At 70.7% G+C, this 26728-nt stretch carries 22 protein-coding genes; 15 read left to right on the forward strand and 7 right to left on the reverse strand.

The features are described from left to right. Positions 1–4: 4 nt before the first annotated feature. Positions 5–589 carry a nitroreductase family protein gene (locus FHW12_RS14730; protein WP_182531807.1) on the reverse strand — a complete coding sequence of 195 codons (585 nt, stop codon included), beginning with the start codon at positions 587–589 and terminating at the stop codon, positions 5–7. 141 nt (positions 590–730) lie between these two features. Between FHW12_RS14730 and FHW12_RS14735 the strand changes: the two genes are divergently transcribed. The 7 genes from FHW12_RS14735 (at position 731) to FHW12_RS14765 (ending at position 8360) form a co-directional block, all read left to right on the forward strand. Then, the gene (locus FHW12_RS14735) at positions 731–1861 is read left to right on the forward strand and encodes a Re/Si-specific NAD(P)(+) transhydrogenase subunit alpha (RefSeq protein ID WP_182531808.1); all 1131 of its coding nucleotides are present in this window, start codon (positions 731–733) and stop codon (positions 1859–1861) included. Between the two features lie 50 nt (positions 1862–1911). Beyond that, positions 1912–2298, forward strand: a complete 387-nt coding sequence (locus tag FHW12_RS14740; protein ID WP_182531809.1) for a GxxExxY protein — start codon at positions 1912–1914, stop codon at positions 2296–2298. Positions 2299–2362: 64 nt separating this feature from the next. After that, complete coding sequence (locus tag FHW12_RS14745) at positions 2363–2656, forward strand: NAD(P) transhydrogenase subunit alpha (RefSeq protein WP_182531810.1); 294 nt, start codon at positions 2363–2365, stop codon at positions 2654–2656. A 49-nt stretch (positions 2657–2705) separates the two neighbouring features. Next, on the forward strand, positions 2706–4115 hold the full coding sequence (locus FHW12_RS14750) for an NAD(P)(+) transhydrogenase (Re/Si-specific) subunit beta (RefSeq protein ID WP_182531811.1): 1410 nt from the start codon (positions 2706–2708) through the stop codon (positions 4113–4115). Positions 4116–4297: 182 nt separating this feature from the next. Next, positions 4298–5950, forward strand: a complete 1653-nt coding sequence (gene pgi, locus FHW12_RS14755) for a glucose-6-phosphate isomerase (RefSeq protein WP_182531812.1) — start codon at positions 4298–4300, stop codon at positions 5948–5950. Beyond that, positions 5947–7596, forward strand: a complete 1650-nt coding sequence (gene pgm / locus FHW12_RS14760) for a phosphoglucomutase (alpha-D-glucose-1,6-bisphosphate-dependent) (RefSeq protein WP_182531813.1) — start codon at positions 5947–5949, stop codon at positions 7594–7596. Before pgi ends, pgm begins: the two co-directional genes overlap by 4 nt. Positions 7597–7706: 110 nt before the next feature. After that, positions 7707–8360 carry a DsbA family oxidoreductase gene (locus FHW12_RS14765; RefSeq protein WP_182532132.1) on the forward strand — a complete coding sequence of 218 codons (654 nt, stop codon included), beginning with the start codon at positions 7707–7709 and terminating at the stop codon, positions 8358–8360. 86 nt (positions 8361–8446) lie between these two features. Here FHW12_RS14765 and FHW12_RS14770 read toward each other — a convergent pair whose 3' ends face one another. The 3 genes from FHW12_RS14770 to FHW12_RS14780 form a co-directional block, all read right to left on the reverse strand. Next, the gene (locus tag FHW12_RS14770; protein ID WP_182531814.1) at positions 8447–8872 is read right to left on the reverse strand and encodes a hypothetical protein; all 426 of its coding nucleotides are present in this window, start codon (positions 8870–8872) and stop codon (positions 8447–8449) included. A 111-nt stretch (positions 8873–8983) separates the two neighbouring features. Beyond that, positions 8984–9394 (reverse strand): GNAT family N-acetyltransferase, encoded by a 411-nt coding sequence (locus tag FHW12_RS14775; protein ID WP_182531815.1) that lies wholly within the window; start codon positions 9392–9394, stop codon positions 8984–8986. Beyond that, on the reverse strand, positions 9391–10068 hold the full coding sequence (locus FHW12_RS14780; RefSeq protein ID WP_182531816.1) for a pyridoxamine 5'-phosphate oxidase family protein: 678 nt from the start codon (positions 10066–10068) through the stop codon (positions 9391–9393). The genes FHW12_RS14775 and FHW12_RS14780 overlap by 4 nt, the downstream gene beginning before the upstream one ends. Before the next feature lie 88 nt (positions 10069–10156). On the opposite strand from FHW12_RS14780, the gene FHW12_RS14785 reads away from it, so the two are divergent. Further along, positions 10157–11617 (forward strand): PLP-dependent aminotransferase family protein, encoded by a 1461-nt coding sequence (locus tag FHW12_RS14785; RefSeq protein WP_182531817.1) that lies wholly within the window; start codon positions 10157–10159, stop codon positions 11615–11617. Here FHW12_RS14785 and FHW12_RS14790 read toward each other — a convergent pair. Continuing rightward, positions 11610–13544 (reverse strand): hypothetical protein, encoded by a 1935-nt coding sequence (locus FHW12_RS14790; RefSeq protein ID WP_182531818.1) that lies wholly within the window; start codon positions 13542–13544, stop codon positions 11610–11612. The two genes, FHW12_RS14785 and FHW12_RS14790, sit on opposite strands and share 8 nt — an antisense overlap. Positions 13545–13667: 123 nt before the next feature. Here FHW12_RS14790 and sufT point away from each other — a divergent pair, with 123 nt between their 5' ends. The 4 genes from sufT (at position 13668) to FHW12_RS14810 (ending at position 18823) form a co-directional block, all read left to right on the forward strand. Further along, entirely contained in the window at positions 13668–14222 is a 555-nt protein-coding gene (gene sufT, locus FHW12_RS14795; protein WP_182531819.1) for a putative Fe-S cluster assembly protein SufT, read from the forward strand. A 158-nt stretch (positions 14223–14380) separates the two neighbouring features. Beyond that, positions 14381–14800 (forward strand): hypothetical protein, encoded by a 420-nt coding sequence (locus tag FHW12_RS14800; RefSeq protein WP_182531820.1) that lies wholly within the window; start codon positions 14381–14383, stop codon positions 14798–14800. An 869-nt stretch (positions 14801–15669) separates the two neighbouring features. Next, positions 15670–18192: a pre-peptidase C-terminal domain-containing protein gene (locus FHW12_RS14805; protein ID WP_310735250.1), complete on the forward strand. Its 2523-nt coding sequence runs from the start codon at positions 15670–15672 to the stop codon at positions 18190–18192. A gap of 130 nt (positions 18193–18322) precedes the next feature. After that, a complete protein-coding gene (locus tag FHW12_RS14810) occupies positions 18323–18823 on the forward strand; it encodes a GNAT family N-acetyltransferase (RefSeq protein ID WP_182531821.1) in 501 nt (166 codons plus the stop codon). 28 nt (positions 18824–18851) lie between these two features. Here FHW12_RS14810 and FHW12_RS14815 read toward each other — a convergent pair whose 3' ends face one another. Both FHW12_RS14815 and FHW12_RS14820 read right to left on the reverse strand, forming a co-directional pair. Beyond that, a complete protein-coding gene (locus FHW12_RS14815) occupies positions 18852–19343 on the reverse strand; it encodes an asparaginase domain-containing protein (protein ID WP_182531822.1) in 492 nt (163 codons plus the stop codon). A 39-nt stretch (positions 19344–19382) separates the two neighbouring features. Then, on the reverse strand, positions 19383–21041 hold the full coding sequence (locus FHW12_RS14820; RefSeq protein WP_428993630.1) for an acyl-CoA dehydrogenase family protein: 1659 nt from the start codon (positions 21039–21041) through the stop codon (positions 19383–19385). Between the two features lie 126 nt (positions 21042–21167). Between FHW12_RS14820 and FHW12_RS14825 the strand changes: the two genes are divergently transcribed. The 3 genes from FHW12_RS14825 (at position 21168) to prmC (ending at position 26721) form a co-directional block, all read left to right on the forward strand. After that, the gene (locus FHW12_RS14825; RefSeq protein ID WP_182531823.1) at positions 21168–21722 is read left to right on the forward strand and encodes a Pycsar system effector family protein; all 555 of its coding nucleotides are present in this window, start codon (positions 21168–21170) and stop codon (positions 21720–21722) included. 77 nt (positions 21723–21799) lie between these two features. Then, on the forward strand, positions 21800–25888 hold the full coding sequence (locus FHW12_RS14830; RefSeq protein WP_259393093.1) for a hypothetical protein: 4089 nt from the start codon (positions 21800–21802) through the stop codon (positions 25886–25888). Further along, the gene (gene prmC / locus FHW12_RS14835) at positions 25885–26721 is read left to right on the forward strand and encodes a peptide chain release factor N(5)-glutamine methyltransferase (protein WP_182532136.1); all 837 of its coding nucleotides are present in this window, start codon (positions 25885–25887) and stop codon (positions 26719–26721) included. The genes FHW12_RS14830 and prmC overlap by 4 nt, the downstream gene beginning before the upstream one ends. Positions 26722–26728 lie beyond the last annotated feature (7 nt).

Raw genomic sequence — 26728 nt, forward strand, 5'->3', positions numbered from 1 at the left:
CGCCTCAGGTCCATTCCGACCAGACGTCGGCGATCGCCGGCCGCGCGCGCTCGGGCGCGGGCTCCTTCGCGGTGCCGACGTGCACGAACGCGACCACGCGTTCGTTCGCGCCGAGGCCGAGCAGGCGCGCGACTTCGTCGTCGTAGGCGGCCCAGCCGGTCAGCCATTGCGCGCCGAAGCCGAGCGCCTGCGCGCCGAGCAGCAGGTTGTAGGCGACGCAGCCGGCCGAGAGCAACTGTTCCTGCGCCGGGATCTTCGGATGATCGGCTTGGATGCGCGCGATCACGGCGACGATCAGCGGCGCGAAGTTGAAGCGGTCGCGGTCCTTGTCGAGCACGCTCGGCGCGACGTCGGGTTCGGCGCGCGCGTGGATCTCGGCGAGGCTCTGGCCGAGGCGCGCGCGCGCCTCGCCGCGGATCGCGAGCAGGCGCCAAGGCACGAGCTTGCCGTGGTCGGGCACGCGCACCGCGGCCTGCAGCAGGCGTTCGAGCTGCGCCGCGTCGGGGCCGGGCTCGCCGAGCTGGCGTGCGGGCACGGAACGGCGCTGGTCGAGGAAGTCGAGCGGATTCAAGGCGGGCGTCGTCGTCATGTCGGAAGAGCGCAAGGATAGCCTGACGGGAGCGGGTGAAGTGCGGTCGCGCGCGGCACCGCGCAAGGCGCGCGGGCAGGCTCGCCAGCGTCGCGCGATCTGGGCTAGGATCGGTGCTCCGACCGATGGCTGAGGATGGTCATGCCGACGACCGTTGTCGCGCTGCGCGAAACCGTACCGGGCGAACGCCGCGTCGCGTTGACGCCCGAGGTCGCGAAGAAGCTCAAGGCGCGCGGCGCCGACATCGTGATCGAGCCGGGCATGGGGCAGGGCGCGTACTTCGCCGACGCCGCCTACGCCGGTTGCGAAGCCGCCGCCGACGCCCGCAGCGCGCTCGCGCGCGCCGACGTGCTGCTGCGCGTGCAGCCGCCTTCGCTCGAGGAGATCGCCACGCTCAAGGAGGGCGCGGTCGTCATCGCGCACCTGCAGCCGCATCTCGCGCCCGAGCGCACGAAGGCGCTGCGCGACCGCCGCATCACCGCGTTCGCGATGGAACTGCTGCCGCGCACGACGCGCGCGCAGGCGATGGACGTGCTCTCCTCGCAGGCCGCGGTCGCCGGCTACAAGGCCGTCCTGATCGCGGCGGAGGCGGCACCGAAGTTCTTCCCGATGCTGACCACCGCGGCGGGCACGATCCGCCCGAGCAAGGTGCTCGTCGTCGGCGCCGGCGTCGCCGGCTTGCAGGCGATCGCGACCGCACGCCGCCTCGGCGCGCAGGTCGAAGGCTTCGACGTGCGCCCGGAGACGAAGGAGCAGATCGAATCGCTCGGCGCGAAATTCCTCGATCTCGGCGTCAGCGCGGCGGGCAGCGGCGGCTACGCGCGCGAGCTCACCGCCGAAGAGCGCGAGCAGCAGCAGCGTGCGCTGGCCGAGCAGCTCAAGGCATTCGACGTCGTCGTCACGACCGCGGCGGTGCCCGGTCGCAAGGCGCCGCGCATCATCTCGGCGGCGATGGTCGCCGGCATGAAGGCGGGCGCGGTGATCGTCGACATCGCCGCGGAAACCGGCGGCAACGTCGAAGGCACCGAGGCGGGCCGCACGGTCGTCAGCGCCAACGGCGTGAGCATCATCGGCACGACCAACCTGCCGGCGAGCGCGCCCGTGCACGCGAGCGAGATGTACGCACGCAACCTCTACAACTTCCTCGAGCTCTCGCTCAAGGACGGTGCGCTCACCCTCGACTGGAACGACGAGCTGATCGCCAAGACCTGCCTCACGCACGCGGGCGAGATCCGCCACGAGGCGACCAAGGCGCTGGTGGGCGATAGTTGAACGCGAAAGATTGAAACACGGAGCACACGGAGCACACGGAGGAGCGATCGATGAGAAGGATCTCGTCGGAATTCGATGCTTTGTCCCACAAGGTCATAGGGTGCGCGATAGAGATCCATCGGCAACTAGGTCCTGGATTGCTCGAGTCGGTGTATCGAACCTGCCTCGCTTATGAATTGCAGGCCGCGGGGTGCGAACACGAATTGGAAAAGCCCGTGCCTGTTCGTTACAAGGGGGCCGAGCTTGATTGCGGGTTTCGCATGGACGTGCTGGTGGAACGGCAGCTCGTCGTGGAGTTGAAGTCGGTGGAGTCATTGATGCCGGTGCACAGCGCGCAGTTGCTGACATATCTCAGGCTCTCCGGCTTGCACAAGGGATTGCTCATCAACTTCAATGAAAAGGTATTGCGGCACGGTATCCGTCGCATGATCGTGTAGCTTTTCTCCGTGTGCTCTGTGTGCTCCGTGTTTCAATCTTTCGCTTTCCGGCGCAGGTGACGCAATGATCGACGGATTTCTCGCGCTGTACATCTTCATGCTCGCTGCATTCACCGGCAAGGAGATCATCGGCCGCGTGCCGGTGATCCTGCACACGCCGCTGATGTCGGGTTCGAACTTCGTGCACGGCATCGTCCTGGTCGGCGCGATGATCGCGCTCGCGCACGCCGAATCGCCGCTCGCGATCGCGATCGGTTTCGTCGGCGTGGTGCTCGGCGCGGGCAACGCGGCCGGCGGCTACGTCGTGACCGAACGCATGCTGGAGATGTTCAAGTCGAGCAAGGACGGCAAGAAATGAGGTCTCCCGCACTCGAATTCCACCGCTGCCGCACGCCCGGGAAGCATTGATGGATACGCAGACACTGCTCGTCTACTTCGCCAAGGCGTCCTACCTGCTGGCCGCCGCGCTCTTCATCCTCGGCATCAAGCGCATGTCCTCGCCGGTCACGGCGCGGGCGGGCATCAAGTGGGCCGGCATCGGCATGGTCATCGCGACGCTCGCGACGTTCGCGATCACCGGCGCGCACAACGTCGGCTGGATCGTCGCCGGCATCGCGATCGGCGTGATCCCGACCTGGCTGTGGGGCAGGAAGGTCGCGATGACCGACATGCCGCAGATGGTCGCGCTGTTCAACGGCATGGGCGGCGGTTCGGCTGCGGCGATCGGCGCCGGCGAACTGCTCAAGTTCTCGCAGCCGGGCGCGCCGGTGCCGCCGATCGCGACGCTCGCGCTGGCCGTGGTCGGTGCGCTGATCGGCTCGATCTCGATGACCGGTTCGATCATCGCCTGGGCCAAGCTCGACGGCCGCATGGACAAGGTGTTCCGCTTCGGCGGCCAGCAGGCGGTGAACTTCATCGTGTTCGCCGCGTCCGTGCTCGCCGGCCTCGCGCTCGTCGCGTGGAAGCTCGACGCGAACCTCGTGATCGTGTTCTTCGCGCTCGCGCTCGCGTTCGGCGTGCTCATGACCCTGCCGATCGGCGGCGCCGACATGCCGGTCGTGATCTCGCTCTACAACGCGTTCACCGGCCTCGCGGTCGCGTTCGAAGGCTACGCGATGGGCATCGAGGCGCTCATCGTCGCCGGCATGGTGGTCGGCGCGGCGGGCACGTTCCTGACCCAGCTCATGGCGAAGGCGATGAACCGGCCGATCAGCAACGTGCTGTTCTCGAATTTCGGCGGCGGCGGAAGCGGCGAGGCGATCGCCGGTTCGCAGAAGGCGATCGAGGCGAGCGACGCGGCCTCACTGCTGTACATGGCCGAGAAGGTCATCATCGTGCCCGGCTACGGCATGGCCGTCGCGCAGGCGCAGCACAAGATATGGGAGCTGTCGCAGGCGCTGATCAAGGCCGGCAAGGACGTGAGGTTCGCGATCCATCCGGTCGCCGGCCGCATGCCCGGCCACATGAACGTGCTGCTCGCCGAAGCGGGCGTGCCGTACGACCTCATCGCCGACATGGACGACATCAACCCCGAGTTCAAGACCTGCGACGTCGCGATCGTGATCGGCGCGAACGACGTGGTGAACCCCGCGGCGAAGACCGACAAGTCCTCGCCGATCTACGGCATGCCGATCCTCGACGTGGTCGACTCGAAGCAGACGATCGTGATCAAGCGCGGCAAGGGCACCGGCTTCGCCGGCATCGAGAACGCGCTGTTCTACGCCGACAACACGCGCATGCTGTACGCCGACGGCAAGGAAGCGGCGAACCAGCTGATCGCCGAACTCAAGGCCGTGGAAGGCGGTGGAGGACACTAGTGCGAAACATCCTGTTTCGCCGCGCCATCCAGTCTGCGCGGACCGGATGGTTGGCGCTGCCGGAATCCAGATGCGGCCATCCTCGGCACTCTCCAGGTGAAGCACTGAACGTCGCGATCGTTTCGGTGTGGTGGTCGAGGCACGCGTGCTGGTTCGCGGATGCATTCTGCTAGGCTCAGGCGATGGTGATTCGCACGACGAAGACGGTGCGCCTGATCGCACGACCGGAATGGAAGGCGCTGCAGCGCCACGCGGCGACGATGCGCCGGCGCCACCTGCGCGAGCTGTTCGCCGCTGACGCAAATCGCGCCGAGCGCTTCTCGCTCGAAGCCGCGGGCCTCTACTTCGACCATGCCAAGCAGCGCGTCGACGCGCAGACGCTGAAGCTGCTGCTGCGCCTCGCCGACGCTTGCGGCGTGCGCGAGCGCGGCGAGGCGATGTTCCGCGGCGAGCGCATCAACACGACCGAGGACCGCGCGGTGCTGCACGTCGCATTGCGCGCGCCGAAGCGCGAGCGCATCGTCGTCGACGGCCACGACGTCGTCGCCGACGTGCACGCGGTGCTCGATCGCATGGCTGCATTCTGCGAACGCGTGCGGGGCGGCGACTGGAAGGGGCATCGCGGCGATCGCATCCGCCACGTCGTCAACATCGGCATCGGCGGGTCCGACCTCGGGCCGGTGATGGCGTACGAGGCGCTGCGCGCGTACGGAGACCGTGCGCTCGACCTGCGCTTCGTCTCCAACGTCGACGGCACCGATTTCGCCGAGGCGACGCGCGACCTCGATCCCGCGCGCACGCTGTTCGTGGTCTGCTCGAAGACGTTCACGACGCAGGAGACGCTCGCCAACGCGCACGCGGCGCGGCGTTGGTGCGTCGCCGCGCTCGGCGACGAGGCGGCGGTCGCCCGGCACTTCGTCGCGGTGTCTACGAACGCGGCCGAGGTCGCGAAGTTCGGCATCGACACCGCGAACATGTTCGGTTTCTGGGACTGGGTCGGCGGCCGTTACTCGATGGATTCGGCGATCGGCCTGTCGACGATGCTCGCGATCGGGCCCGCGCATTTCCGCGACATGCTCGCCGGCTTCCGCGCGATGGACGAGCACTTCCGCAAGGCGCCGTTCGAGCGCAACCTGCCCGTGCTGCACGCGCTGCTCGGCATCTGGAACACGAACTTCCTCGGCGTCGAGAGCGTCGCGGTGCTGCCGTACGAGCAGTACCTCAAGCGTTTCCCGGCCTACCTGCAGCAGCTCGCGATGGAGAGCAACGGCAAGCGCGTCACGCGCGCGGGTGCGCGCGTGGGCGTCGACACCTGCCCGATCGTCTGGGGCGAGCCGGGCACGAACGGCCAGCATTCGTTCTACCAGCTCATCCACCAGGGCACGCGCCGCATCGCCTGCGACTTCATCGGCTTCTGCGAGAGTGCGAATCCCCTCGGCGACCAGCACGACCTGCTGATGGCGAACCTGTTCGCGCAGGGCGAGGCGCTCGCGTTCGGCAAGACCGCGACGGAACTGCGCGCCGAAGGCGTGCCGGCCGCGCTCGTGGCGCACAAGACGTTCGAAGGCAACCGGCCGAACAGCACGATCCTCGCCGCGCGCCTCGACCCGCGCACGCTCGGCGCGCTCGTCGCGCTGTACGAGCACAGCGTGTTCGTGCAGGGCGTGATCTGGGACATCGATTCGTTCGACCAGTGGGGCGTCGAGCTCGGCAAGGTGCTCGCCAGGCGCATCGGCACCGAACTCGCCGCACCGAAGACGCCGCGCCTCGCGCACGACGGCTCGACCAACGCGCTGATCCGCCGCTACCGCAAGCTGCGCGGGAGCGCGCCATGAGCGGCGGCGCGAGTCCGCTCGCGGGACTGCCGGCGACGTCGGTGCCGCTCGTCGACGTCGATCGCCTCGTCGCCGCGTACTACGAGGAACGCCCCGATCCGGCGATCCCGGCGCAGCGCGTCGCGTTCGGCACGTCCGGCCATCGCGGTTCGTCGTTCGCGGCGAGCTTCAACGAGGCGCACGTGCTGGCGATCAGCCAGGCGATCTGCGAGCACCGCGCCGCGGCCGGCATCGACGGTCCGCTGTTCCTCGGCATCGACACGCACGCGCTGTCGAAACCCGCGATGGACAGCGCGCTCGAAGTGCTCGCCGCGAACGGCGTCGAGGTGCGCATCGCCGCAGGCGGCGAGTACACGCCGACGCCGGCGTTGTCGCACGCGATCCTCGGCTGGAACCGCGGCCGCACGAGCGGCCTCGCCGACGGCATCGTCGTCACGCCTTCGCACAACCCGCCCGAGGACGGCGGCTTCAAGTACAACCCGCCGAACGGTGGCCCGGCCGACACCGTCGTCACCGGCGCGATCCAGCAGCGTGCGAATGCGCTGATCGCCGACGGCCTGCGCGAGGTGCGCCGCGTGCCGCTCGCGCGTGCGCTCGCCGCACCCACCACGCAGGAACACGATTTCCTCGGCGCCTACGTCGAGGAGCTCGGCGCGCTCGTCGACTTCGAGGCGATCCGCGCCGCCGACCTGCGCCTCGCGGTCGATCCGCTCGGCGGCGCCGGCGTGCACTACTGGCCGCGCATCGCCGAACGCTGGCGCATCACGCTCGACGTCGTCAGCGAGCAGGTCGACCCGACGTTCGCGTTCATGAGCCTCGACTGGGACGGCCGCGTGCGCATGGACCCGTCGTCGGCGCCCGCGATGCAGCGCCTGCTGGCCTTGCGCGAGCGCTACGACGTCGCCTTCGCCTGCGACACCGACCACGACCGCCACGGCATCGTCGCGCGCAGCGTCGGCCTGATGCCCGCGAACCACTATCTCGCGGTCATGATCGACTACCTGTTCCGCACGCGCGACGGCTGGCGCGCGGACGCGGCGATCGGCAAGACGATCGTCAGCAGCGCGATGATCGACCGCGTCGGCGCGCGCCTCGGCCGGCGCGTGTACGAGGTGCCGGTCGGCTTCAAGTGGTTCGTCGACGGGCTGTGCGACGGATCGCTCGGCTTCGGCGGCGAGGAAAGCGCGGGCGCGTCGTTCCTGCGCCGCGACGGCGGCGCCTGGAGCACCGACAAGGACGGCCTCGCGCCGGCGCTGCTGTCGGCCGAGATCACCGCGCGCGGCGGGCGCGATCCCGGCGAGTGCTACGCCCGCTTCGAGCAGGAACTCGGCGCCGTGCACACCGATCGCGTCGACGCGCCGGCGACGAAGGAGCAGAAGGCGCGGCTCGCCAAGCTCGCGCCCGCGCAGGTCGGCGCGGACACGCTCGCGGGCTCGCGCATCGTCGGCGTGCTCGATCGCGCACCCGGCAACGACGCGCCGATCGGTGGCATCAAGGTCGTCGCCGAGGACGGCTGGTTCGCCGCGCGCCCGTCGGGCACGGAGGACATCTACAAGATCTACGGCGAGAGCCGGCGCAGTCGCGAACACCTCGGCGAGATCCTCGCCGAGGCGCAACGGCTGGTCGACCACACGATCGCCGGATGACGTTCAGCGCATGCGGCGGGCGCGTGCGCTGCGCGTCCTTCGTCGCGGCTTGATCGGCGCGCGGATCGCCCTCATTTGCGGTGGATCGCAGCATCCAGGAATTCACGCCGATGGCCAACCCGCCGATCCGCATCGATTTCGTTTCCGACGTCGTCTGCCCGTGGTGTGCGGTCGGCCTCAACTCGCTCGAACGTGCGCTCGAGCGCATCGGCGGCGCGGTCGAGGTCGACCTGCATTTCCAGCCGTTCGAGCTCAACCCGGGCATGGTGGCGGAAGGCGAGGACGCAACCTCCCACCTCGTCGCCAAGTACGGCCTCTCGCGCGAGCAGCTCGACCGCAACCGCGCGACGATCCGCGCGCGCGGCGCCGACGTCGGCTTCGCGTTCGGCGAGCGTGGCCGCATCTACAACACGTTCGATGCGCACCGCCTGCTGCACTGGGCGGGCACGCTCGGCGCGGCGCAGCAGCGCGCGCTCAAGCACGCGCTGCTGCAGGCGTACCACGGCGATGCGCGCGACGTGTCCGACCACGACGTGCTCGTCGCGGTCGCCGAAGCGGCTGGCCTCGACGGCGCGCGTGCGCGCGCGCTACTCGCCTCGGGCGAATTCGCCGACGCCGTGCGGGAGCAGGAGCGCTTCTTCACCGAGCGCGGCATCCACGGCGTGCCCGCGGTGATCCTCAACGAGCGCCACCTGATCTCCGGCGGCCAGCCGGTCGACGTGTTCGAGCAGGCGCTGCGCCGCGTCGCCGCCGGCGACGTCTGAGCGACGGCAAGCGACCGCTCGACCGGTTTGCGCGCGTCGGGCGGCAGGCGCGACGCGCGTGCCGCCGAGGCACGCGCGTGGCTGCGTCACGCGCGTTTGACGAGCGCGCAGGCGAACACGATCGCGGCCGCGACGAGCGCGGCGCTGCCGACGCCGACGTTCGCGCGCGCGATGTCGATCGCCATGCCGGGGTCCATGCGCAGCAGCGCGTCGCGCATCGGCAGTCCGAGCATGCCGGCGATCTGCGCGACCGCCTGCAGGTAGAACGAATAGAGCGCCGCGAGCGCGACGCAGGCGCCGGCGACGAGCGCACCCGACCAGCGCCCGGCGTAACCGTGCCGGCGCAGCGTCCAGATGACCGGCAGCGCGACCACGAACGCGAGCGCGGCGAGATCGCCGCGGCTGTACAGCGAGAGCAGGCACCACAACGCGCCACCCGCGAGCGCGCACATGGCCGCGGTCGCGATGCCGATCACGCGCGGGCGGGGGGCGGGAGTGGGCTCGGCGGACATGCTGGCTCGGCGCGATGGCGGAACCGGCGATGATAGCCGCTCGCGGCGCTGCCCGGGCAGCAGGGAGACCGGGCCGCGGCGGGACTCGTCTCTTGCGCGGCTCGACCCCGCCTACGGGATCGACTCGTGCTCGCGCAGCATCCACGCCTGCGGGAAGTGGCTGAAGCCGACATGCGGGTAATAGCGTTCCGCAGCGGGCGCCGCGAGCAGCAGCAGCTTCGCCTGCGGCGCCGCCGCCTGCGTGCGCCGCATGAGTTCCTTGCCGATGCCGTTGCGCTGGTGCGATACGCGCACGGCGAGGTCGGCGAGGTAGGTCGTCCAGGCGAAGTCGGTCACGCAGCGCGAGATGCCGACGAGCAGGTCGCCGTCCCATGCGGTCACGGTGAGGTTCGCGTTCGCGAGCATCGCGGCGAAGCGCGTGTCGTCGTCGATCGGGCGGCGTTCGCCGAGCGTCGAGGCGCGATAGAGCTCGCGCGCCTGCTCAAGCCCTGGGCGCACGTCGTCGCGGTAGGTGATGGTCATGCGATGGCCTCGTTGGCGGCGAGCAGGCCGCGCACCGACGGGGGCAGGCTCGCATCGGCGAGGCCCGCTTCGGGCTGCGGCGCGGCGTAGTGCGTGCGCATCGGCACGACGCCGGCCCAGTGCGGCAGGGCGAGGTCGGCCGGGTTGCCCTTGACGCCGCCGCTGCGGATCTTCGCGCTGGCGTCCTCGATCACGAGCCGCAGCACCTGCGTCGCGGCGAGTTCGTTGCGATCGGCCGCGCGCGATTCCGCCGCGCGCCCGGGGATCAATGCATCGACGAAGCGCGACAGCGCCGCGGCCTTCTCGTCGGCGTCGCCGACCGCGCGCGCGCGGCCGAACACGACCACCGAGCGGTAGTTGACCGAATGGTCGAAGTGCGAACGCGCGAGCACGAGGCCGTCGAGATGGGTCACGCCGAGGCAGGCCGGCACGCCGTCGGCGAGTTCGCCCATGAGCCGGCTCGCGATCGAGCCGTGCAGGACGATCGTCTCGCCGTCGCGCGCGTACAGCATCGGGATCACGAACGGCTGGCCGGCGACGCTGAACGCGACGTGCGCGATCATGCCGGCGTCGAGGATCGCGTGCACGCTCGCGCGGTCGTAGCGCGCGCGCGCGCGGGTGCGGTCGACGCGGTGGCGCGCGTCCCGGGGCAGGGCTTGGGTTTCGGCGTCCATCGGCTTCCTCTGTCGTCCGGCACTCAACATTAGGCACGATTATTGGTACCCTCCAGTACCGGAATCGCGGATATCCACGGAGCCAATCGTGTACCTCGACCTGGACGGCCAAGGCGCCCGCTACGCGCAGCTGATCCGCGCGCTCAAGGGCGCGATCCTCGACGGTCGCGTCGCCGCCGGCGCGCGACTGCCGGCGAGCCGCTCGCTCGCGCGCGAACTCGACGTTTCGCGCAACACCGTGCTCGCCGCGTACGAGCAGCTGCAGGCGGAGGGCTTCCTGCTCGGCCGCGTCGGCTCGGGCAGCTTCGTCGCCAACGTCGGCAACGCGACGCCGCAGAAGCGCAGCGCGAACACGCTCGTCGCGCCGCTGTCGAGCTTCGCGCGGCGCGCGCTCGCCAACACCGACGGCCGGCGCATCCCCGGCCACCAGCACAGCGACCTGCGCTACGACCTGCAGTACGGCCTGCCGCTCGCCAATCCGCTGCTCGGCAGCGTCTGGCGTCGCGAGGTCAGCCGCGCCGCCGAGCACGTCGAGTTCGACTATCCCGACGCGCAGGGCCTGCTCGCGCTGCGCGAGCAGATCTGCGACTACCTCGCGCGCCGCCGCGGCGTGCCGGCCGCGCCGGAAGACGTCGTCATCGTCTCCGGCACGCAGCAGGCGTTCGCGCTCGCCGCGCGCGTGCTGCTCGAAGCGGGCGACACGGTCGTGCTCGAGGATCCGCACTATCGCGGCGCGCGCCAGGTGTTCGCCGCGTTCGGCGCGCACGCACGCGGCTGCCGCGTCGACAACGAAGGGCTCGTGCCGGCCGCGCTGCCGTCGAGCGCGCGGCTCGCGGTGGTGACGCCGTCGCACCAGTTCCCGACCGGTGCGCTGCTCACGCTGTCGCGACGCGTCGAGCTGCTCGATTGGGCGACCGAGCGCCACGCCTGGCTCATCGAGGACGACTACGACGGGGAATTCCGCTACGGCGGACGCCCGCTCGCGGCGTTGAAGTCGCTCGACCGCGACGGCCGCGTGATCTACATCGGCAGTTTCTCCAAGGCGCTGTTCCCGGCGCTGCGCCTCGGCTACATGGTGGTGCCCGCGTCGTTGCGCGAGGCGTTCTCGGCCACGAAGTGGCTCGAGGACCGCGGCTGCAACGCGCTCGAACAGGCGACGCTCGCGCACTTCATGGCCAACGGCGGCTTCGAGCGGCACCTGCGCCGCGCCGCGGTCGCGTTGCGAGCGCGACGCAGCGCGATGCTCAGCGGGCTGCGCCGGCACGCCGGCGACGCGGTGGAGGTGGTCGACTCGAACGCGGGCATGCACCTCACCGCGTGGCTCACGCGCGCGAGCCACGCCGACTGCGAACGCCTCGTCGCGCATGCGCGCACGCGCGGCCTCGGCCTCTACACGATCGCGCCGTACTGCCTCAAGCAGCCGCCGCGGCCCGGCCTCGTGCTCGGCTACGCGGGGCTGCCGCCGGCCGACATCGAGGCGGCGATGAAGCTGTTCGGCAAGTGCCTGCAGGAGACCGGGCTCGGGCCTTCCGCGCCGAAGGTCAGGTGACCCAGAAACTGAGCGTTGCGATGCGCCATTCGCCGTCGCGCAGGTCGAGTGCGCAGCGACCGCCCGACCAGCCCTGGTCGTAGACGAACTCCGCGTGCGTGGCGTCGAGCATGCGCAGGTCGACGCGCATCGGCATGAGCAGCGCGAACGAGGGATGCTGGCGCAGCAACGACGCATCGAGGCTGATCGGCAGGACGATGATGCGCCGGCCGCTGCTGATGCCGACGAAGGACTGCGGGTCGGCCGTCACGTAAAGCGTTCGTTCGTCCCCGCTCCGGCGCCGCGCGAACGTGCTGCTGCCGGGCACGAACGTGCTGATCGCGAGGTCGGGCAGGTGGGTGGCGAAGCGCAACGCCGTCGCCCATGCCCGATTGGCGACGCCGCCGCTCGCCGCGTTGGCGACATTCGGCAGGCTGTCATCGCCGTCGCGGATGCCGTCGCCGTCCGTATCCGCATTGCCCGGATCGAGCAGGAGCTGTTGTTCGGCCAGGTCGGTCAGGCCGTCGCCATCACTGTCGCGGGTGATGTCCGCGATCGGCGCGGACAGTTCCTGCGGGGCGGCGTCGCGTTGCAACGCCAGGCCGACGGGCGGGAACGTCACGCTGCCCGGATCGATCGCCGCCTTGCGCACGACGAGGCGCAGCATGCCGTCGGCGATCGACAGCGGATGCCCGTCGACGAGTTCGAACGGCACGTGCTCCTTGAGGCCGAGGTAGTACGCATGCCGCGAAGCGTCGGCGTCCGTGCGCGCGAGCCAAAAGCCGGGCGCCGGCACTTCACCGGTCGGGTCGTAGTCGTCGGACGCGAGCAGTTCCCATCGAGCATCGCCGCTGTCCGCACAGCGGAGGGCACCGCAGGCGGCGTTTGCCGGCGCCGTGGTGCGTCCGGGCGCGGATTTCCCGAGCGCCTTCACACGGTAGGGATCGGCGAGCGGGGCAGCGAGGCGGCGCCGCAGCTGGGCCGCGAGGGCGGAATCCCGTTCGCTCGCCGGTGGCCGATTCGCCCGATCCTGCCGCTCGGGCCCGAAATCGGCAGCGTGGTATTCGCGCTCGATCCAGCGTGCGTCGCTCGCATCGAGCGCACTCAGTTGCGCCTGCAATTGTTCGATGCGGGCGGTCCACCCGGGCAGGTCACGCAACGCGAGATCGATGGCGGCCCCGCGCTGCACGATTCCGTCGGCCGGTGCGCTGGCCGTCATCGCGACGCCCCGCCACGCCGCCGGCAGCGCGCTTTCGTCGAGCGCGCGCAACGCGCGTCGTTCGTAGCTGCGGGCCTTCGATGCCGTCCAGCAACTGCTCAATCGCTGTGGATCGTCGCCGAGCAGCCAGCGGAACCAGTCGGTCGCGCCGTCGGCGTGGACCAGGGCGCTGGCGCAACGGCCGATCAGCTTCGAGCGCTCGGTCACGCCGAAGTCGTCTTCGTTGCCGCCGGCGTCGACCGGTCGAAGTGCACGTTCGAGCAACGCCGGCACGGCATCCGCGCGGGATCGCTCGGCGTAGGCGACCGCGAGGTCGCCGGCGACCTCCTGCGGGCTCACGAGGATGACCGTCTTGGGGCTGATCGTCGCCGACACGAGCGCTCCGCTCGTCACTTCGTCGCGTGCTACCGGCGTGAGCGATTCGTACAGCTGCAGCGCTGCCTCGTCGAGGCCGGCCTCGAGGTAGCTTTCGATCAGCGCACCCGCAGCGATGCGGCGCACGCCGCTGCTGCTGGCCTCGTCGGCGAGGACGCGTTGCCGGAGGAGTTCGATGGCGGCGACGTCGTAGGCTCGCGTCGAGTTTCCGCCGGCCGCGTCGACGAACGCGACATCGGCTTTCGAAAGCAGGCGGCCGAACTCGGCCGTCTCCGCGGTTGCGTGCACCGCGGCGCCCGCGGCGGTTGCGACGAGCATTGCCAGCGTGGCGACGAGCAGGCGGATCGAAGGCATGGCGTGCTCCGTGGCGGCGCGAGTTGAAGCCGCCGTGAAAGCCCCGATATCGGCGATACGGGCGGCGAGCCGCCGCCGACGGCATAATAGTCGACCGCTACCGCGCGTTGCGTACACTGTCCCATGGGTTACAGCCAGACTTCCGAACCGATCCGCCTCGGACGCGATTGCGCCGCCGTAATGGTGCCGCAGGGCGACGAGGTGACGTTGCCCGCGGGGCAGGTCGGGTACATCACGCAGGCGCTCGGCGGCAGCTTCACCGTGTACGTCGACGGCAACCTGTTCCGCATCCGCGGCGCGGACGCGGACGCGCTCGGCAAGGAGCCGCCGGCGCCGCTCGAACTCGCCGAAGGCGCCGATGACGTCGAGGTCGAGAAACTCGTCTGGCAGCAGCTGCGCACGTGCTTCGACCCGGAGATCCCGATCAACATCGTCGAACTCGGGCTCGTCTACGACTGCGACCTCGAGCGCATCGAGGACGGTCGCCGCAAGGTCAGCGTGCGCATGACGCTCACCGCGCCCGGATGCGGCATGGGCGACATCCTCGTCGACGACGTGCGCACCAAGCTCGAAGCGATCCCGACCGTCGCCGAGGCGGACGTCGACCTCGTGTTCGACCCGCCGTGGACGCAATCGATGATGTCGGAAGCGGCTCGGCTCGAGACCGGCATGCTCTAGCCGGCGGCGGGAAGCGCCGCGCGTTCCCGATGCGATGCGCTCGACGCGCGTCCGGTTCGCGGCCGGGATCCACTGCACGACCCCGCCAGGGTGGCGGGCTTGCGTCCGGCAACGCCTTTCGTTTTACGATGGGTCCCCCTTGGCATGGCGCGCCCGCGATGAAACGCCACCTGCACGTGATCGCTCTCGGCCTGTTCGTACTGTTCCTGCTCTACGACATCCTCGTCTGGGGTTCCGCGCCGTTGATCCCGGACGTCGGCAACGACATCGTCGATTCGGCCAATCGCGAGGCGCCGCTTGCTGCGACCTACATCCTGCTCGGCCGATCGCTGGACGGCTCGATGCCGGCCCTGCAGGCCTTCGGTGAAGGGCGCCTCACGGCGGCGCTCAGCGAGGGTTTTCCACGCATCCGTGCAGACTCGACCGTCGCGATGGACCTCATCTTCAACACGACCTGGAACGTCGAACATCGCTGGTTGAAGACCATCTACTGGTTCCCGCCGCTGTTGCTCATCGCGACGGCGATCCTCTGGTGGCGTCGTCCGCGCCAGATATCGACGATCCGCGGGCGCCGCTGACCCGCGCGAGCGATCGTCCGCGCCGGCGTGCGGACGACTTTATTGCGGTGCGGCAGGTGAAACCGTATTCATGCCGCCGGTGCCGCGGCAGGCAAGGGCGCATCGCTTGTTGCCCTGCAGCACGGTCGCCTGAATATGCCTGCCACATCAATAAGTTATGCGGCCTCAGCCGCTTTTCATGTGGGCTCGATGCTGCTAGGTTGCGTACTTCCGCGTGGCTCCTCCACGCGGAACGGTACCCAAGGGCCGGGCTGGGGAGCAGTACCGGTTTCCGCAGCGCAAACGCATGCCGGGTCGAGAGAGGGGCCGGCACCGCGAAGGACGCGGACGTGGGACACAAGGAGGCCCGTCGGGTGTGGGGACACCTGCTGCGGGCATCCAGGGATCGTGGATCCGCGCGTGTCATCGCGCTCGTACGACTCGGCGAAGCCGTGACGACGAGCGATGCGCACGGAGCGATGCCATCAGGGAGGTGAACGGACGGCGGCCGGCGCAAACCGGCCGCCGTTTTTTTTTTTTTGCTCTGCAGCATCGTGCATTTTTTCGACGACCGCATCGCCGTTGCCGATCGACGACGGTCCTTTGTCAGGTTCGTGACAGCACGCGAGTGCTATCTCCTCGATGCGGACTGCATCCGCACCGAGCGACAGCCTGCATCCAAGAGAGGGGATGCGGGGACTGCAACCTCCCGTTCGCGCCACGGCGCACGGACCCTCGGCGCGGCTGCAGCAGGCAATACGTACCGACAACGTTGATCGTTCCGAAACGGCCCGCTGGACGCGCGCCGGGAACGGTTTCGCCGCGTGCGACCCGCATCGCTACACACAACCCATAGGTATTTCGAACTTTGCATATTGAGGGAGTCAGTAATGCGTAATTCGAGAATCACCACGCGACCCGCGGTGCTGGCCGCCGCCGTCGTCATGGCCTTCGGCGCAGCGTCGGCGGTTGGGGCCGCCTCGCTGAGCCCGGCGCAGCTTTCGCCGGCCACGGCACTGCGTTCCGGCGAAAACATCGACGGCATGGTGCCGTTCACCCAGCCGGTCCACATCGAAGTCGCGTTGAAGATGCGCGATCGCGCGGGCCTCGACAGCTACATCGCGTCGGCGGCGAACGCGCAGCGCATCACCGGCGTGCGTCCGATGCTGTCGACCGACGAGGTCATGCAGCGTCACGCACCGACCGACGACCAGGTCAAGGCCGTCGTCGATTTCCTCACCTCGGCGGGCTTCAAGAACGTCGTCGTCGCCGACAACCGCATGCTCGTCTCCGCCGACGGCACCGCCGACGTCGCGCAGGCCGCGTTCCAGACCTCGCTCGCACGCGTGACGAGGAAGGACGGCAGCGGTGCGATCGCCAACACCTCGCCGGTGCACATCCCGGCCTCGCTGCAGGGCATCGTGCTGGCCGTGCTCGGCCTGCAGGACGTGCATCGCCCGCACGTGATGTCGCAGGTCCTCGATGGCCCGCAGCCGCAGGCGGTGACCGGCCACTTCCCGAACGAGTTCTCCTCGATCTACAGCGGCACGGGTGTCGCCACGGGCGCCGGCGTCACGGTCGGCATCATCACGCAGGGCAAGCTGACGCAGACGATCACCGACCTCAACTCGTTCACGGCCGCGCACGGTTTCGCGACCGTGACCACGCAGACGGTGAACACCGGCGGCACGAGCAACGACACCAGCGGCATCGGTGAATGGAACCTCGACAGCCAGGACGTCGTCGGCATGGCCGGCGGCCAGGTCGGCAAGATCATCTTCTACAACGAGCCGACGCTGGCGAACTCCGCGCTCACCGCGAACATCAACACCGCGGTCACGGCGAATGCGGCGAAGATCATCAACATGTCGCTCGGCGAGTGCGAGACGGACGCGCACAGCGACGGTTCCGACGCGGCCGACGACCAGCTGTTCGCGACCGCGGTCGCGCAGGGCCAGACGTTCTCGATCTCGACCGGCGACTCCGGCGCGGACGAGTGCGGCGACGGTGGTACCAAGGCGAGCAACCCGGCGAATTCGCCGTACGTCGTCGCGGTCGCCGGCACCACGCTCAATGCGTCGACGTCGGCGTGGAGCAGCGAGACGGTGTGGAGCGGCTCGGGCGGCAGCGAGAGCACGATCGAGCCGAAGCCGAGCTGGCAGACGCTGTGGTCGGGCACGCATCGCGGCGTCGCCGACGTCGCGTTCGACGCTGATCCGAACTCGGGCGCGAAGGTGATCGTCAACGGCGGGTCGCAGCAGATCGGCGGCACCAGCCTCGCCGCGCCGATCTTCTCCGGCCTGTGGGCGCGCGTGATCGCGGTGAAGGGCACGTCGGTCGGCTTCGCCGGCCCGATCATCTACCAGCTGCCCGCCGGTGACTTCCACGACGTCACCTCGGGCAGCAACGGCATCTCGGCGGGTCCGGGTTACGACCTCGCCAGCGGCCGCGGCAGCATCATCCTGAGCAGCGCGATCAACCATATCGGTGGCGGTGGCGGCGGCAACGTCGCGCCGGTCGCGAACTTCAGCTTCACGACCAACGCGCTGGTGGCGAGCTTCACCGACAGCTCCACCGACAGCGACGGCACGATCGCCTCGCGTTCGTGGACCTTCGGCGACGGCGGCACCTCGACCGCGACCAACCCGAGCCACACCTACGCGAGCGCGGGCACGTACAGCGTGTCGCTGACGGTCACCGACAACGGTGGCGCGACCAACACCAAGACGAGCTCGGTCACGGTGACGGGCGGTGGCGGCGGCGGTGGCAACGTGCTGCAGAACGGCGTGGCCGTGACCGGCCTCACCGCGACCACCGGCAACCAGCTTGCCTACACGATGGTCGTTCCGGCCGGCGCGACGAACCTCAAGTTCGTCACCTCGGGCGGCAGCGGCGACGGCGACCTCTACGTGAAGTTCGGCAGCGCGCCGACCACGTCGAGCTACGACTGCCGCTCGTGGGTGTCCGGCAACAGCGAGACGTGCAGCATCACGACGGCGCAGGCCGGCACGTACTACGTGATGATCAACGCGTACTCCACGTTCAGCGGCATGAGCCTGACCGGCAGCTACACGGCCGGTGGCGGGGGCGGTGGCGGCACGACGCTGTCGAACGGCGTGCCGGTGACCGGCCTCGCGGCGACGGCGGGCAACTGGACGTCGGACTACACGCTGGTGGTGCCGTCGGGCGCGACCAACCTGAAGTTCCAGATCTCCGGCGGCACCGGTGACGCGGACCTCTACGTCCGCCTCAACGCGGCTCCGACGACCTCGAGCTACACCTGCCGTCCGTACCTCAGTGGCAACAGCGAGACGTGCACGTTCAGCGCGCCGACCGCGGGCACGTACCACGTGCGCATCAATGCGTATGCGACGTTCTCGGGCGTCACGCTGACCCCGAGCTTCACGCCGTAAGCGGAACGCGTTTCGCCACGGAAGGCGATCGAACGACGGCGGCCGGTGCGAACCGGCCGCCGTTTTTCTTTTTGACGGCGGCGCGCGATCGGCTATCGTCGGTCGTCGAACGAACGGCTGGAGATCGACGATGGGCAGTGGAATCGATGCAGTGGTCCGCACTGCGGTGCCTGCGGACGTCGACGCGCTCACCGACCTCTGGCACGCCGGCTGGCAGGACGCGCACGCGGCGATCCTCCCGCCCGAACTTGTACGCTGGCGAACGCGCGAGAGCTTCCGCGAGCGTCTCGCGGACGCGCTCGCGCAGGTGCGCGTGGTCGGCCCGATCGGTTCGCCGAGCGGGTTCTGCATGATCCACCACGACGAGCTCTACCAATTGTTCGTCGCGCGCGATGCGCGTGGCGGCAGCGTCGCGCCCACGCTCGTCGCCGATGCGCAAGCGCGCCTGGCCGAACGCGGCGTCGACGTCGCCTGGCTTGCCTGCGCGATCGGCAACGAGCGCGCGGCCCGCTTCTACGAGAAATGCGGCTGGCGCCGCGTCGGAACGATGGTCAGCCGGCTGGAAATCCCGCCCGGCCCATTCGATCTCGAGGTCTGGCGCTACGAGAAGCGCCTGGCGCCCGCGGCCTGACCGCCGGCAGCCCGTGCGCGTCGGACGCTCAGGCCCGCGAAGCCTCGAAGCGGTTCGCGTCGCGGTTCTTGCGCACGCGCGCCGGATCCCAGATGCGCCCGTTCATCGCGATGTAGATGCCGTCCGGCAAGGTCTGCACCGCACCGACTGCACAGCCGATGTTGAACACCGCGTCGGAGCCCTTGAACAGCGCCGGGTTGAGCGCGCCGGTGAGCACGACGACCTTGCCGACGAGACCGGCCAGCGCCTGCGCCGTCTCGACCATCGTGTCGGTGCCGTGCGTGACGAGCACGTGGCGGTGCGGCTGGTTCTCGATCGCGGTGCGGATCGCCGCGCGGTCGTCGGCATCGATGTGCAGGCTGTCCTTGCGCAGCACCGGCAGCACCTCGAACGTGAAGGCGACGCCGAGTGCTTCGAGGATCTCGCCGATCTGCGGCTCGCCGATCTGGAACGTCGACTTGTCGTCGAAATAGATCTTGTCGATCGTGCCGCCGGTCGTGACGATGGTGAGGTGCTGCATGGGACGCCGTTCCTGCGCTGGAGGACGCGCCGGTGCGCGTCAGGGGGCGCAATTGTCGGGCAGCAACGCGTCAACGTCCACCGCGGCGGCGAGGCGCGACAGGCCGGCGGCGGCGAACGCGTCGAGCGCGGCGCTCGCGCGCCGGTCGCCGCGCTCGCGCGTGGCCCATGCCGCGTGCCGCGCGAGCACTGCAGCGGCGAACGCGCGGGCGAGGGTGAGCGCGAAGCCGCGAGCGCCGGCTTCGAGCGCGTCGCGTGACGCGCGCCGGGCTGCGTGCCATGCGCGCGCGGCGTCGAGGCTGGCGCCGATGCCGTGGCGGTCGCCGCCGGCTTCGGCGAGCAGCGCCCGCGCTTCCGTCGCGAGCGCGTCGACGCCGTCCGTGCCGAGCGCGCGCAGCACGTCGAGCGCGAGCACGTTGGTCGTGCCTTCCCAGATCGGGAACACCTGCGCATCGCGCAGCAGTTGCGGGATGCCGGTGTTCTCGATGTAGCCGGCGCCACCGAACGCCTCGCAGGTCTCGCTCGCGACGCGCACGACGAGGCGGCCGGTCCACAGCTTCGCGAGTGGCGTGAGCACGCGCAGCAGCGCCCGTTCGCCCGGCGTCGCCTGCTCGCCGCGGCCGAGCAGGCCGGCGACGAAGAACACGAAGTGGAACGCGGCTTCGAACTCTGCCGCGAGCGCCGCGAGCGTCGCGCGGTGCAACGGCTGCCGCGCGAGCGGGCGGCCGAATGCTTCGCGCCGGCGCGCGTAGTCGGACGCGAGCGCGAGGCAGCGGCGCATCGTCGCGAGCGCGCAGACGGCGTTCCAGGTGCGCGTCACGTTGAGCATCGGCGCGATCAGGCGCACGCCGTGCGCAGGCTCGCCGACCGGCGTCGCGAGCGCGCCGTCGAGATGGATCTCCGCGGTCGGCAGCTCGCGCGTGCCGAGCTTGTCCTTGAGGCGGTCGATGCGGATGCCGTTCCAGCGACCGTGCGTGTCGCGCGTCTCGACGAGGAACAGCGCGAGCGCGTCGGTGCCGTCGCCGGCGCCTGCGGGGTGCGCGAGCGCGAGCGCCATCTCGCCGACGACGGCCGAGGTGAACCACTTGCGCCCGTACAGGCGCCACGCGCCGTCGCGATCGCGTCGCGCGACAGTGCCGGTGCGCGCGACGTCCGAGCCGCCCGCGGTCTCGGTCATCCATTGGCCGGACAGCCACAGCCGTGCGGGATCGCGTGCGAGCAGGCGCGGCACGGCGCGCTCGACCAGCGCGGTGGCGCCGGAGGCCTTCAATGCGGTCGCCGCGCCGTCGCTCATCGCGAGCGGACAGGTATGGAACTCGCTCGCGACGTGGTAGAGGTAGACGCGCGTAAACTGGTCGATGCGTGCGTGCACGCCGTGCGTGGATTCGTGGCCGGCGGCGACGAAGCCGTAGCGCGTCGTCATCGCCGCGCCGCGGCGCCATGCCGGCGTGACGTCGATGCGGTCGATGCGCCCGCCCCAGGCGTCCCATTGCTGCAGCGTCGGTTCCGCCGCTTCGCGCGCACGCGCCTCGGCCCACGCTTCGGCCGCGTAGGCCCCGAGTTCGTCGAGGTCACCCTCGATCGCGGCGAGCACGCCCGCGGGCAGGCTGCGCGCGAGCATCTCGCGCAGGACCGGGTCGTCGCGGTACTGGTTGCCGAGCACCGGCGCGCTCTGGATGAAGTCCATGGTGCGGCGCAAGCAGATCGAAGTCGCTCCAACATACGCGCCGCAGGCGCCGGCGGGCAAGCGGCGCCGGCCTCCGGCCGACGTACGCGCGCGGATCATCGTTGCTAAGATGCCGCGCACGAGCGCAGCGAGGCGACGATGGACGAGCATTCCCCCGCCGCGATGGCGGCATTCGCGCGGATTCCCGAACGCAACACCGGCGACAACCTGCTGCGCACGGCGCAGCAGCACCACGTCGCGTTGTCGAGCATGGCCGACACCAAGGCGAACATCATCATCACGGTGTCGTCGATCGTGCTGACGATCTCGATGGGCCACGTCAACGACCCCGAGCTGCGCACCTCGGTGATCGTGCTCGGCTGCTTCACGCTCGCCGCGCTGCTGCTGGCGATCCTCGCCGTGCTGCCGAAGTACCGGCCGCTGAAACTGCAGGGCGACCAGATCCCCGAGAATTTCAACCTGCTGTTCTTCGGCCACTTCTCCGAACTCTCGCGCGAACGCTACCTCGGCGAGATGGCGCGCGCGCTCACGCCGGACGGTTCACCCTACTACGTCTGGTCGAACGACATCTATTCGCTCGGCACCTACCTCAGGCGTTACAAGTACCGCTACCTGCGCTACAGCTATCTGTTCTTCCTCGCCGGCTTCCTGTTCGCGTCGGCGCTGCAGGGCTGGCGCATGCTCTCGCACTGACGCATCGCAAGGACAACCCCGGATCGGGCACCGATCCGTTGCACGCCGTCGCCGTGTAGTTCGCACAAGGACCGACCATGCGCCTGTTCGCCCGACTGTTCGTCGCACTCTGCCTGCCGTTCGCCGCGCACGCCGCCACCGAGGTGCCTGCTCCGCTCGAACCCTGGCGCGCCTGGGTCATGCACGAGCAGGAATTCCGCGGCTGCCCGCTGATTTCCGGGCACGCGGGCGCGCAAGCCGGCGACTACCTCTGCGCCTGGCCCGGCGTGCTCGCGCTCGCCGCGGACGCGCACGGCGCGAACCTCGTGCAGCGCTGGCGCGTCGATGCCGAAAGTTGGGTGCCGCTGCCCGGCGACGCCGAGCACTGGCCGCAGCAGGTCAGCGTCGACGGCCAGCCGGCCGCGGTGGTCGACCACGAAGGACCGGCGCTGCGCCTGGGCGCCGGCAGCCACGAAGTCCGTGCACGCATTCCGTGGACGGAGCGGCCGCAGACCCTGCGCGTGCCCGAAGCGATCGGTCTGCTCACGTTGAACATCGACGGCAAGGCGGTCGCGCCGGTGCAGCGCGACGGCGAGGAAGTCACGCTCGGCCGCGCCGCGGTCGAAGCGCCCGAGGCGGACAGCCTGCAACTGCGCGTCTACCGTCGGCTCGAGGACGGCGTGCCCGCGCTGCTCGCGACGCGCATCGAGATCGCGGTGTCGGGGCAGGCGCGCGAAGAGGTGATCGGTCCCGCGCTGCCGCCCGGTTTCGATCCACTCTCGCTCGCGAGCACGTGGCCGGCGCGCCTCGATGCGGACGGCCGCCTGCGCGTGCGCGTGCAACCGGGCAGCGACACGCTCACGCTCGAGGCGCGTGCGCTCGCGCCCGTCGACGCGGTCAAGGCGCGCGTGCCGGGCGAGCCGTGGCCGCAGCAGGAGATCTGGAGCTACGCGGCCGCGCCGCAACTGCGCGTGAGCGTCGCGAGCGGCGAGCTGCCGGTCGATCCCGCGCAGGCGCAGGTGCCCGCGGACTGGGCGCAGCTGCCCGCGTTCGCCCTCGCCGACGGCGCCACGCTCGCGATCGAGCAGCGCTCGCGCGGACAGGACCCCGACGCGCAGAACCAGCTGCGCCTCGAGCGCGAGATGTGGCTCGATTTCGACGGCCGCGGCTGGTTCGCGCGCGACCGCGTGCACGGCCGCATGCTGCGCGACTGGCGCCTCGACGTCGCGCCACCGTACGCGCTCGAACGCGCGCAGGCCGGCGACGATCCGCTGCTCGTCACGCGCGGCGCGCAGGCGGGCAGCACCGGCGTCGAATGGCGTTCGGGCAACGTCGATCTCGGCGCCGGCCTGCGCATCGAACCGGTGTCGGGCGCGTGGCCGATCGCCGGCTGGCGCAGCAACTTCGACGGCATCTCCGCGACCGTGCATCTGCCGGACGGCTATCGCCTGCTCGCCGCGCCCGGCGCGGATTTCGCGCGTGGCAGCTGGGTGTCGGCGTGGACACTCTACGACGTGTTCGTCGCGGCGGTGCTCGCGCTGCTCGCGTGGCGCCTGCTCGGCCTGGCCGGCGTGATCGTCGCGCTCGCCTACCTCGTGCTCGGCTACCAGGAAGGCGGCGCGCCGCGCTGGGTGCTGCTCGCCGCGCTCGGCCTCGCCCTCGCGGTGCGCGCGATGCCGGCGGGGCGGCTCGCTACCGCATTCGAATGGGCGCGCCGCGCCGCGCTCGTGCTGCTCGTGCTGTTCGCGCTGCCGTTCGTCGCAGACCAGTTGCGCACCGCGCTGCATCCGCAGCTCGAGGGCGACGCGTCGCGACGCGCGATCGGCTTCGGGGTCGCGCTGAATGCACCGGCTCCGCGCATGGCGCAAGAGCAGGTCGCGCAGGACGCGATGGAAGCCGAAGTACCGGTGCAGTCGGCGCCGATGCCGGCGACGGCTCCGGCAGCACCGCCGCCGCCCGCGGAGCCGGCGAAGGCCAAGGCCGCCGGTGGCGTGTATCGCCATCGCGCCGCGCGCGAAGACAAGATCGAGCGCTACAGCGAATCGACCGTGCTGCAGACCGGGGCGGGCGAGCCGGGCTGGGCGCGCGGCCAGCGCTACGAACTCGGCTGGAGCGGCCGCGTCGTGCCGGACCAGACGATGCACCTGCTGATCGCGCCATCGTGGCTCGTGCGCATCCTGCGCGTGCTGCTCGTCGCGTTGCTCGCCTGGCTGGTCGTGCGCCTGCTGCAGCCGGTCGTGCGCGCGTGGAAGGCGCCACCGCAGGCCGCCGCCGCCGCGCTCGTCGCTTGCGCCGCATTAGCGGCACCGCACGCGCGCGCGCAGGCGTTCCCGCCGAACGACCTGCTCGAAGGCCTGCGCGCGCGCCTCGCTGAAGCGCCGAAATGCGCGCCGAACTGCGCCGCGTACGCGAACGCGGAGATCGTCGCGCACGGCGACGAGATCCGCGTCGCGCTCGAAGCGCATGCGCTCGAGCGCGTGGCGCTGCCGCTGCCGACCGGCACCAGCGACCTCGAGCTGCGCCGCACGACGCTCGACGGCGCGCCGCAGGACGGGGTCGCGCGCGCTGACGACGCGCTGTGGCTGGCCGTGCCGCGCGGCGTGCACCGCATCGAACTCGCGTTCGCCGCCGCCGCCGACAAGCTCTCGCTCGATTTCCCGCTCGCGCCACCGCGCGTGTCCTTCAATGGCGACGGCTGGGAAGCGAGCGGCATCGAGGATGCGCACCTGCTCACGCGCACGCTGTCGCTGGTGCGCGCACGCGCGAGCGGCGAGCAGGCGGTCGGCAGCACGCAGCAGTTCGCGCCGTACGTGCGCGTCGAGCGCACGATCGACCTCGGCCTCGACTGGTCGGTGGCGACCGTGGTCACGCGGCTCGCGCCGCTCGAAGGCGGCTTCACCGTCGGCGTGCCGCTGCTCGACGGCGAGCACGTGACGAGCGCCGGATTCAAGGTCGACGATGCGCGCGTCGTCGTCGCACTCGGCGACGGCATGCCATCGACGAACTGGGACAGCAAGCTCGACAAGGCCGAGGTGCTCACTTTCGTTGCGCCGCCGCTCGGTGATCGAGCGGAAACGTGGATCGTGCAGGTCGGCCCGAGCTGGCACCTCGAATCGTCGGGCGTTCCCGCGGTCGCGGCGTCGCCCGCGGACGAGCACGGCACGCATCGCTACGAGTTCCATCCGCTGCCCGGCGAGAAGCTCGAGCTCAAGGTGACGCGACCGGAAGCCGCGCAGGGTGCATCGCGCGCGATCGACGCGGTCAGCCTCGTGCGCAGCGTCGGCCAGCGCGGCTCGGACGTCGTGCTGAACCTGCGCATGCGCGCGAGTCGCGGCGGCGAGCACGCGATCACGCTACCGCCGGGTGCCGAGCTCACCGGCAGCAGTCGCGACGGTCAGCCGCTCAACCTGCGCCTGCAGGAAGGCAAGCTGAGCCTGCCGCTCGTGCCGGGCGCGCACGCCTTCGAGATCCGCTGGCGCGACGACGAGGCGGCCGGCTTTTCCGTGCGCTCGCCCGCGCTCGCGCTCGGCCTGCCTGCGGCGAACATCGACCTCGGCATCGACCTGCCGCAGGACCGCTGGCTGCTCGCGACCACCGGCCCCGCCGCGGGTCCGGCGGTGCTGTACTGGAGCGAGCTCGCGGTCGCGCTGCTGCTCGCAGTCGCACTCGGCCGCTCGCGCCGGTCGCCGCTGCAGACGTGGCAGTGGCTGCTGCTCGCGCTCGGTTTCTCGACGTTCTCGTGGTTCGCACTGCTCGTCGTCGTCGCCTGGCTGTTCGCGCTCGACCAGCGCGCGCGCACGGCACCGCGCCAGTGGGTCGTGTTCAACCTCGCGCAGGTCGGCCTGCCGATCCTCACCCTGTTCGCGCTGCTGTGCCTGCTCGCAGCAGTGCAGACCGGCCTGCTCGGCACGCCCGACATGGCCGTCGCCGGCAACGGATCGGACGCGCATGCGCTGCGCTGGTTCGCCGATCGCAGCGCTGACGCGCTGCCGGTCGCGCACGCGATCAGCCTGCCGCTGTGGATGCACAAGATCGCGATGCTCGCGTGGGCGCTGTGGCTCGCGAGCGCGCTGGTCGGCTGGCTGCGGCGCGGTTTCGAGGCGTGGAGCCGCGGCGGCTACTGGCGCCAGGCGCCGAAGCCGCTCGTCGACGTCCCGCAGGTGGCGCCACCGGAGGTCGCGCCCTGAGCGACGTACGCGCCCTGCTGGCCGGCGCCGCCGTGCGCCTCGGCGGCGACGACGCGCGCGGCGAAGCGGAGTTGCTGCTCGCGCACGTGCTCGGCCGCACGCGCGCGTGGCTGTTCGCGTGGCCCGAGCACGCGGTGGGCGCGGAACAGACCTCCGCGTTCGAACGCCTCGTCGAAGCGCGCCGCGCGGGTGCGCCGGTCGCCTACCTGCTGGGCCGGCGCGGCTTCTGGTCGTTCGACCTCGCGGTGTCGCCCGCGGTGCTCATCCCGCGCCCCGAGACCGAGCTGCTGGTCGAACTCGCGCTCGAACGCATACCGAGCGACGAAGCGAGCGCGCTCGCCGATCTCGGCACCGGTTCGGGCGCGATCGCGCTCGCGCTCGCGCACGAGCGGCCGCACGCGAACGTCGTCGCGACCGATGCGAGTGCAGCCGCGCTCGCGGTCGCGTTCGCGAACGCGCAACGCCTCGGCATCGGCAACGTCCGCTTCGTGCACGGCGACTGGTACGCGCCGCTCGGTACGGCGCGCTTCGCGCTCGTCGCGTCGAACCCGCCCTACATCGCCGCCGACGACCCGCACCTCGCGCGCGGCGACCTGCGCCACGAACCGCTGTCCGCGCTCGCGTCCGGCCACGACGGCCTCGACGCGATCCGCGCGATCGTCGCCGACGCGCCGGCGCACCTGCTGCCGCGGGGCTGGCTGCTGGTCGAACATGGCTGGGAGCAGGGGGCCGCGGTGCGCGCGTTGTTCGTCGGCCGCGGTCTGGACGACGTGCAGAGCGTGCGCGACGTCGCCGGCCACGAGCGCGTGACGCTCGGTTGCCTGCCCGCCTGAGCGAACC

It is taken from the genome of Dokdonella fugitiva (assembly GCF_014138265.1).
Taxonomy (GTDB): domain Bacteria; phylum Pseudomonadota; class Gammaproteobacteria; order Xanthomonadales; family Rhodanobacteraceae; genus Dokdonella_A; species Dokdonella_A fugitiva_A.

Excerpts from the sequence above, each read along its gene's own strand:
- FHW12_RS14735 (WP_182531808.1), top strand. The coding sequence starts at position 731 with ATGCCGACGACCGTTGTCGCGCTGCGCGAAACCGTACCGGGCGAACGC.
- FHW12_RS14810 (WP_182531821.1), top strand. The coding sequence starts at position 18,323 with ATGGGCAGTGGAATCGATGCAGTGGTCCGCACTGCGGTGCCTGCGGAC.
- FHW12_RS14815 (WP_182531822.1), bottom strand. The coding sequence starts at position 19,343 with ATGCAGCACCTCACCATCGTCACGACCGGCGGCACGATCGACAAGATC.
- pgm (WP_182531813.1), top strand. The coding sequence starts at position 5,947 with ATGAGCGGCGGCGCGAGTCCGCTCGCGGGACTGCCGGCGACGTCGGTG.
- pgi (WP_182531812.1), top strand. The coding sequence starts at position 4,298 with ATGGTGATTCGCACGACGAAGACGGTGCGCCTGATCGCACGACCGGAA.
- FHW12_RS14790 (WP_182531818.1), bottom strand. The coding sequence starts at position 13,544 with ATGCCTTCGATCCGCCTGCTCGTCGCCACGCTGGCAATGCTCGTCGCA.
- FHW12_RS14750 (WP_182531811.1), top strand. The coding sequence starts at position 2,706 with ATGGATACGCAGACACTGCTCGTCTACTTCGCCAAGGCGTCCTACCTG.
- FHW12_RS14800 (WP_182531820.1), top strand. The coding sequence starts at position 14,381 with ATGAAACGCCACCTGCACGTGATCGCTCTCGGCCTGTTCGTACTGTTC.
- FHW12_RS14730 (WP_182531807.1), bottom strand. The coding sequence starts at position 589 with ATGACGACGACGCCCGCCTTGAATCCGCTCGACTTCCTCGACCAGCGC.
- FHW12_RS14770 (WP_182531814.1), bottom strand. The coding sequence starts at position 8,872 with ATGTCCGCCGAGCCCACTCCCGCCCCCCGCCCGCGCGTGATCGGCATC.
- FHW12_RS14740 (WP_182531809.1), top strand. The coding sequence starts at position 1,912 with ATGAGAAGGATCTCGTCGGAATTCGATGCTTTGTCCCACAAGGTCATA.
- FHW12_RS14825 (WP_182531823.1), top strand. The coding sequence starts at position 21,168 with ATGGACGAGCATTCCCCCGCCGCGATGGCGGCATTCGCGCGGATTCCC.
- sufT (WP_182531819.1), top strand. The coding sequence starts at position 13,668 with ATGGGTTACAGCCAGACTTCCGAACCGATCCGCCTCGGACGCGATTGC.
- FHW12_RS14745 (WP_182531810.1), top strand. The coding sequence starts at position 2,363 with ATGATCGACGGATTTCTCGCGCTGTACATCTTCATGCTCGCTGCATTC.
- FHW12_RS14805 (WP_310735250.1), top strand. The coding sequence starts at position 15,670 with ATGCGTAATTCGAGAATCACCACGCGACCCGCGGTGCTGGCCGCCGCC.
- FHW12_RS14830 (WP_259393093.1), top strand. The coding sequence starts at position 21,800 with ATGCGCCTGTTCGCCCGACTGTTCGTCGCACTCTGCCTGCCGTTCGCC.
- FHW12_RS14765 (WP_182532132.1), top strand. The coding sequence starts at position 7,707 with ATGGCCAACCCGCCGATCCGCATCGATTTCGTTTCCGACGTCGTCTGC.
- FHW12_RS14775 (WP_182531815.1), bottom strand. The coding sequence starts at position 9,394 with ATGACCATCACCTACCGCGACGACGTGCGCCCAGGGCTTGAGCAGGCG.
- FHW12_RS14780 (WP_182531816.1), bottom strand. The coding sequence starts at position 10,068 with ATGGACGCCGAAACCCAAGCCCTGCCCCGGGACGCGCGCCACCGCGTC.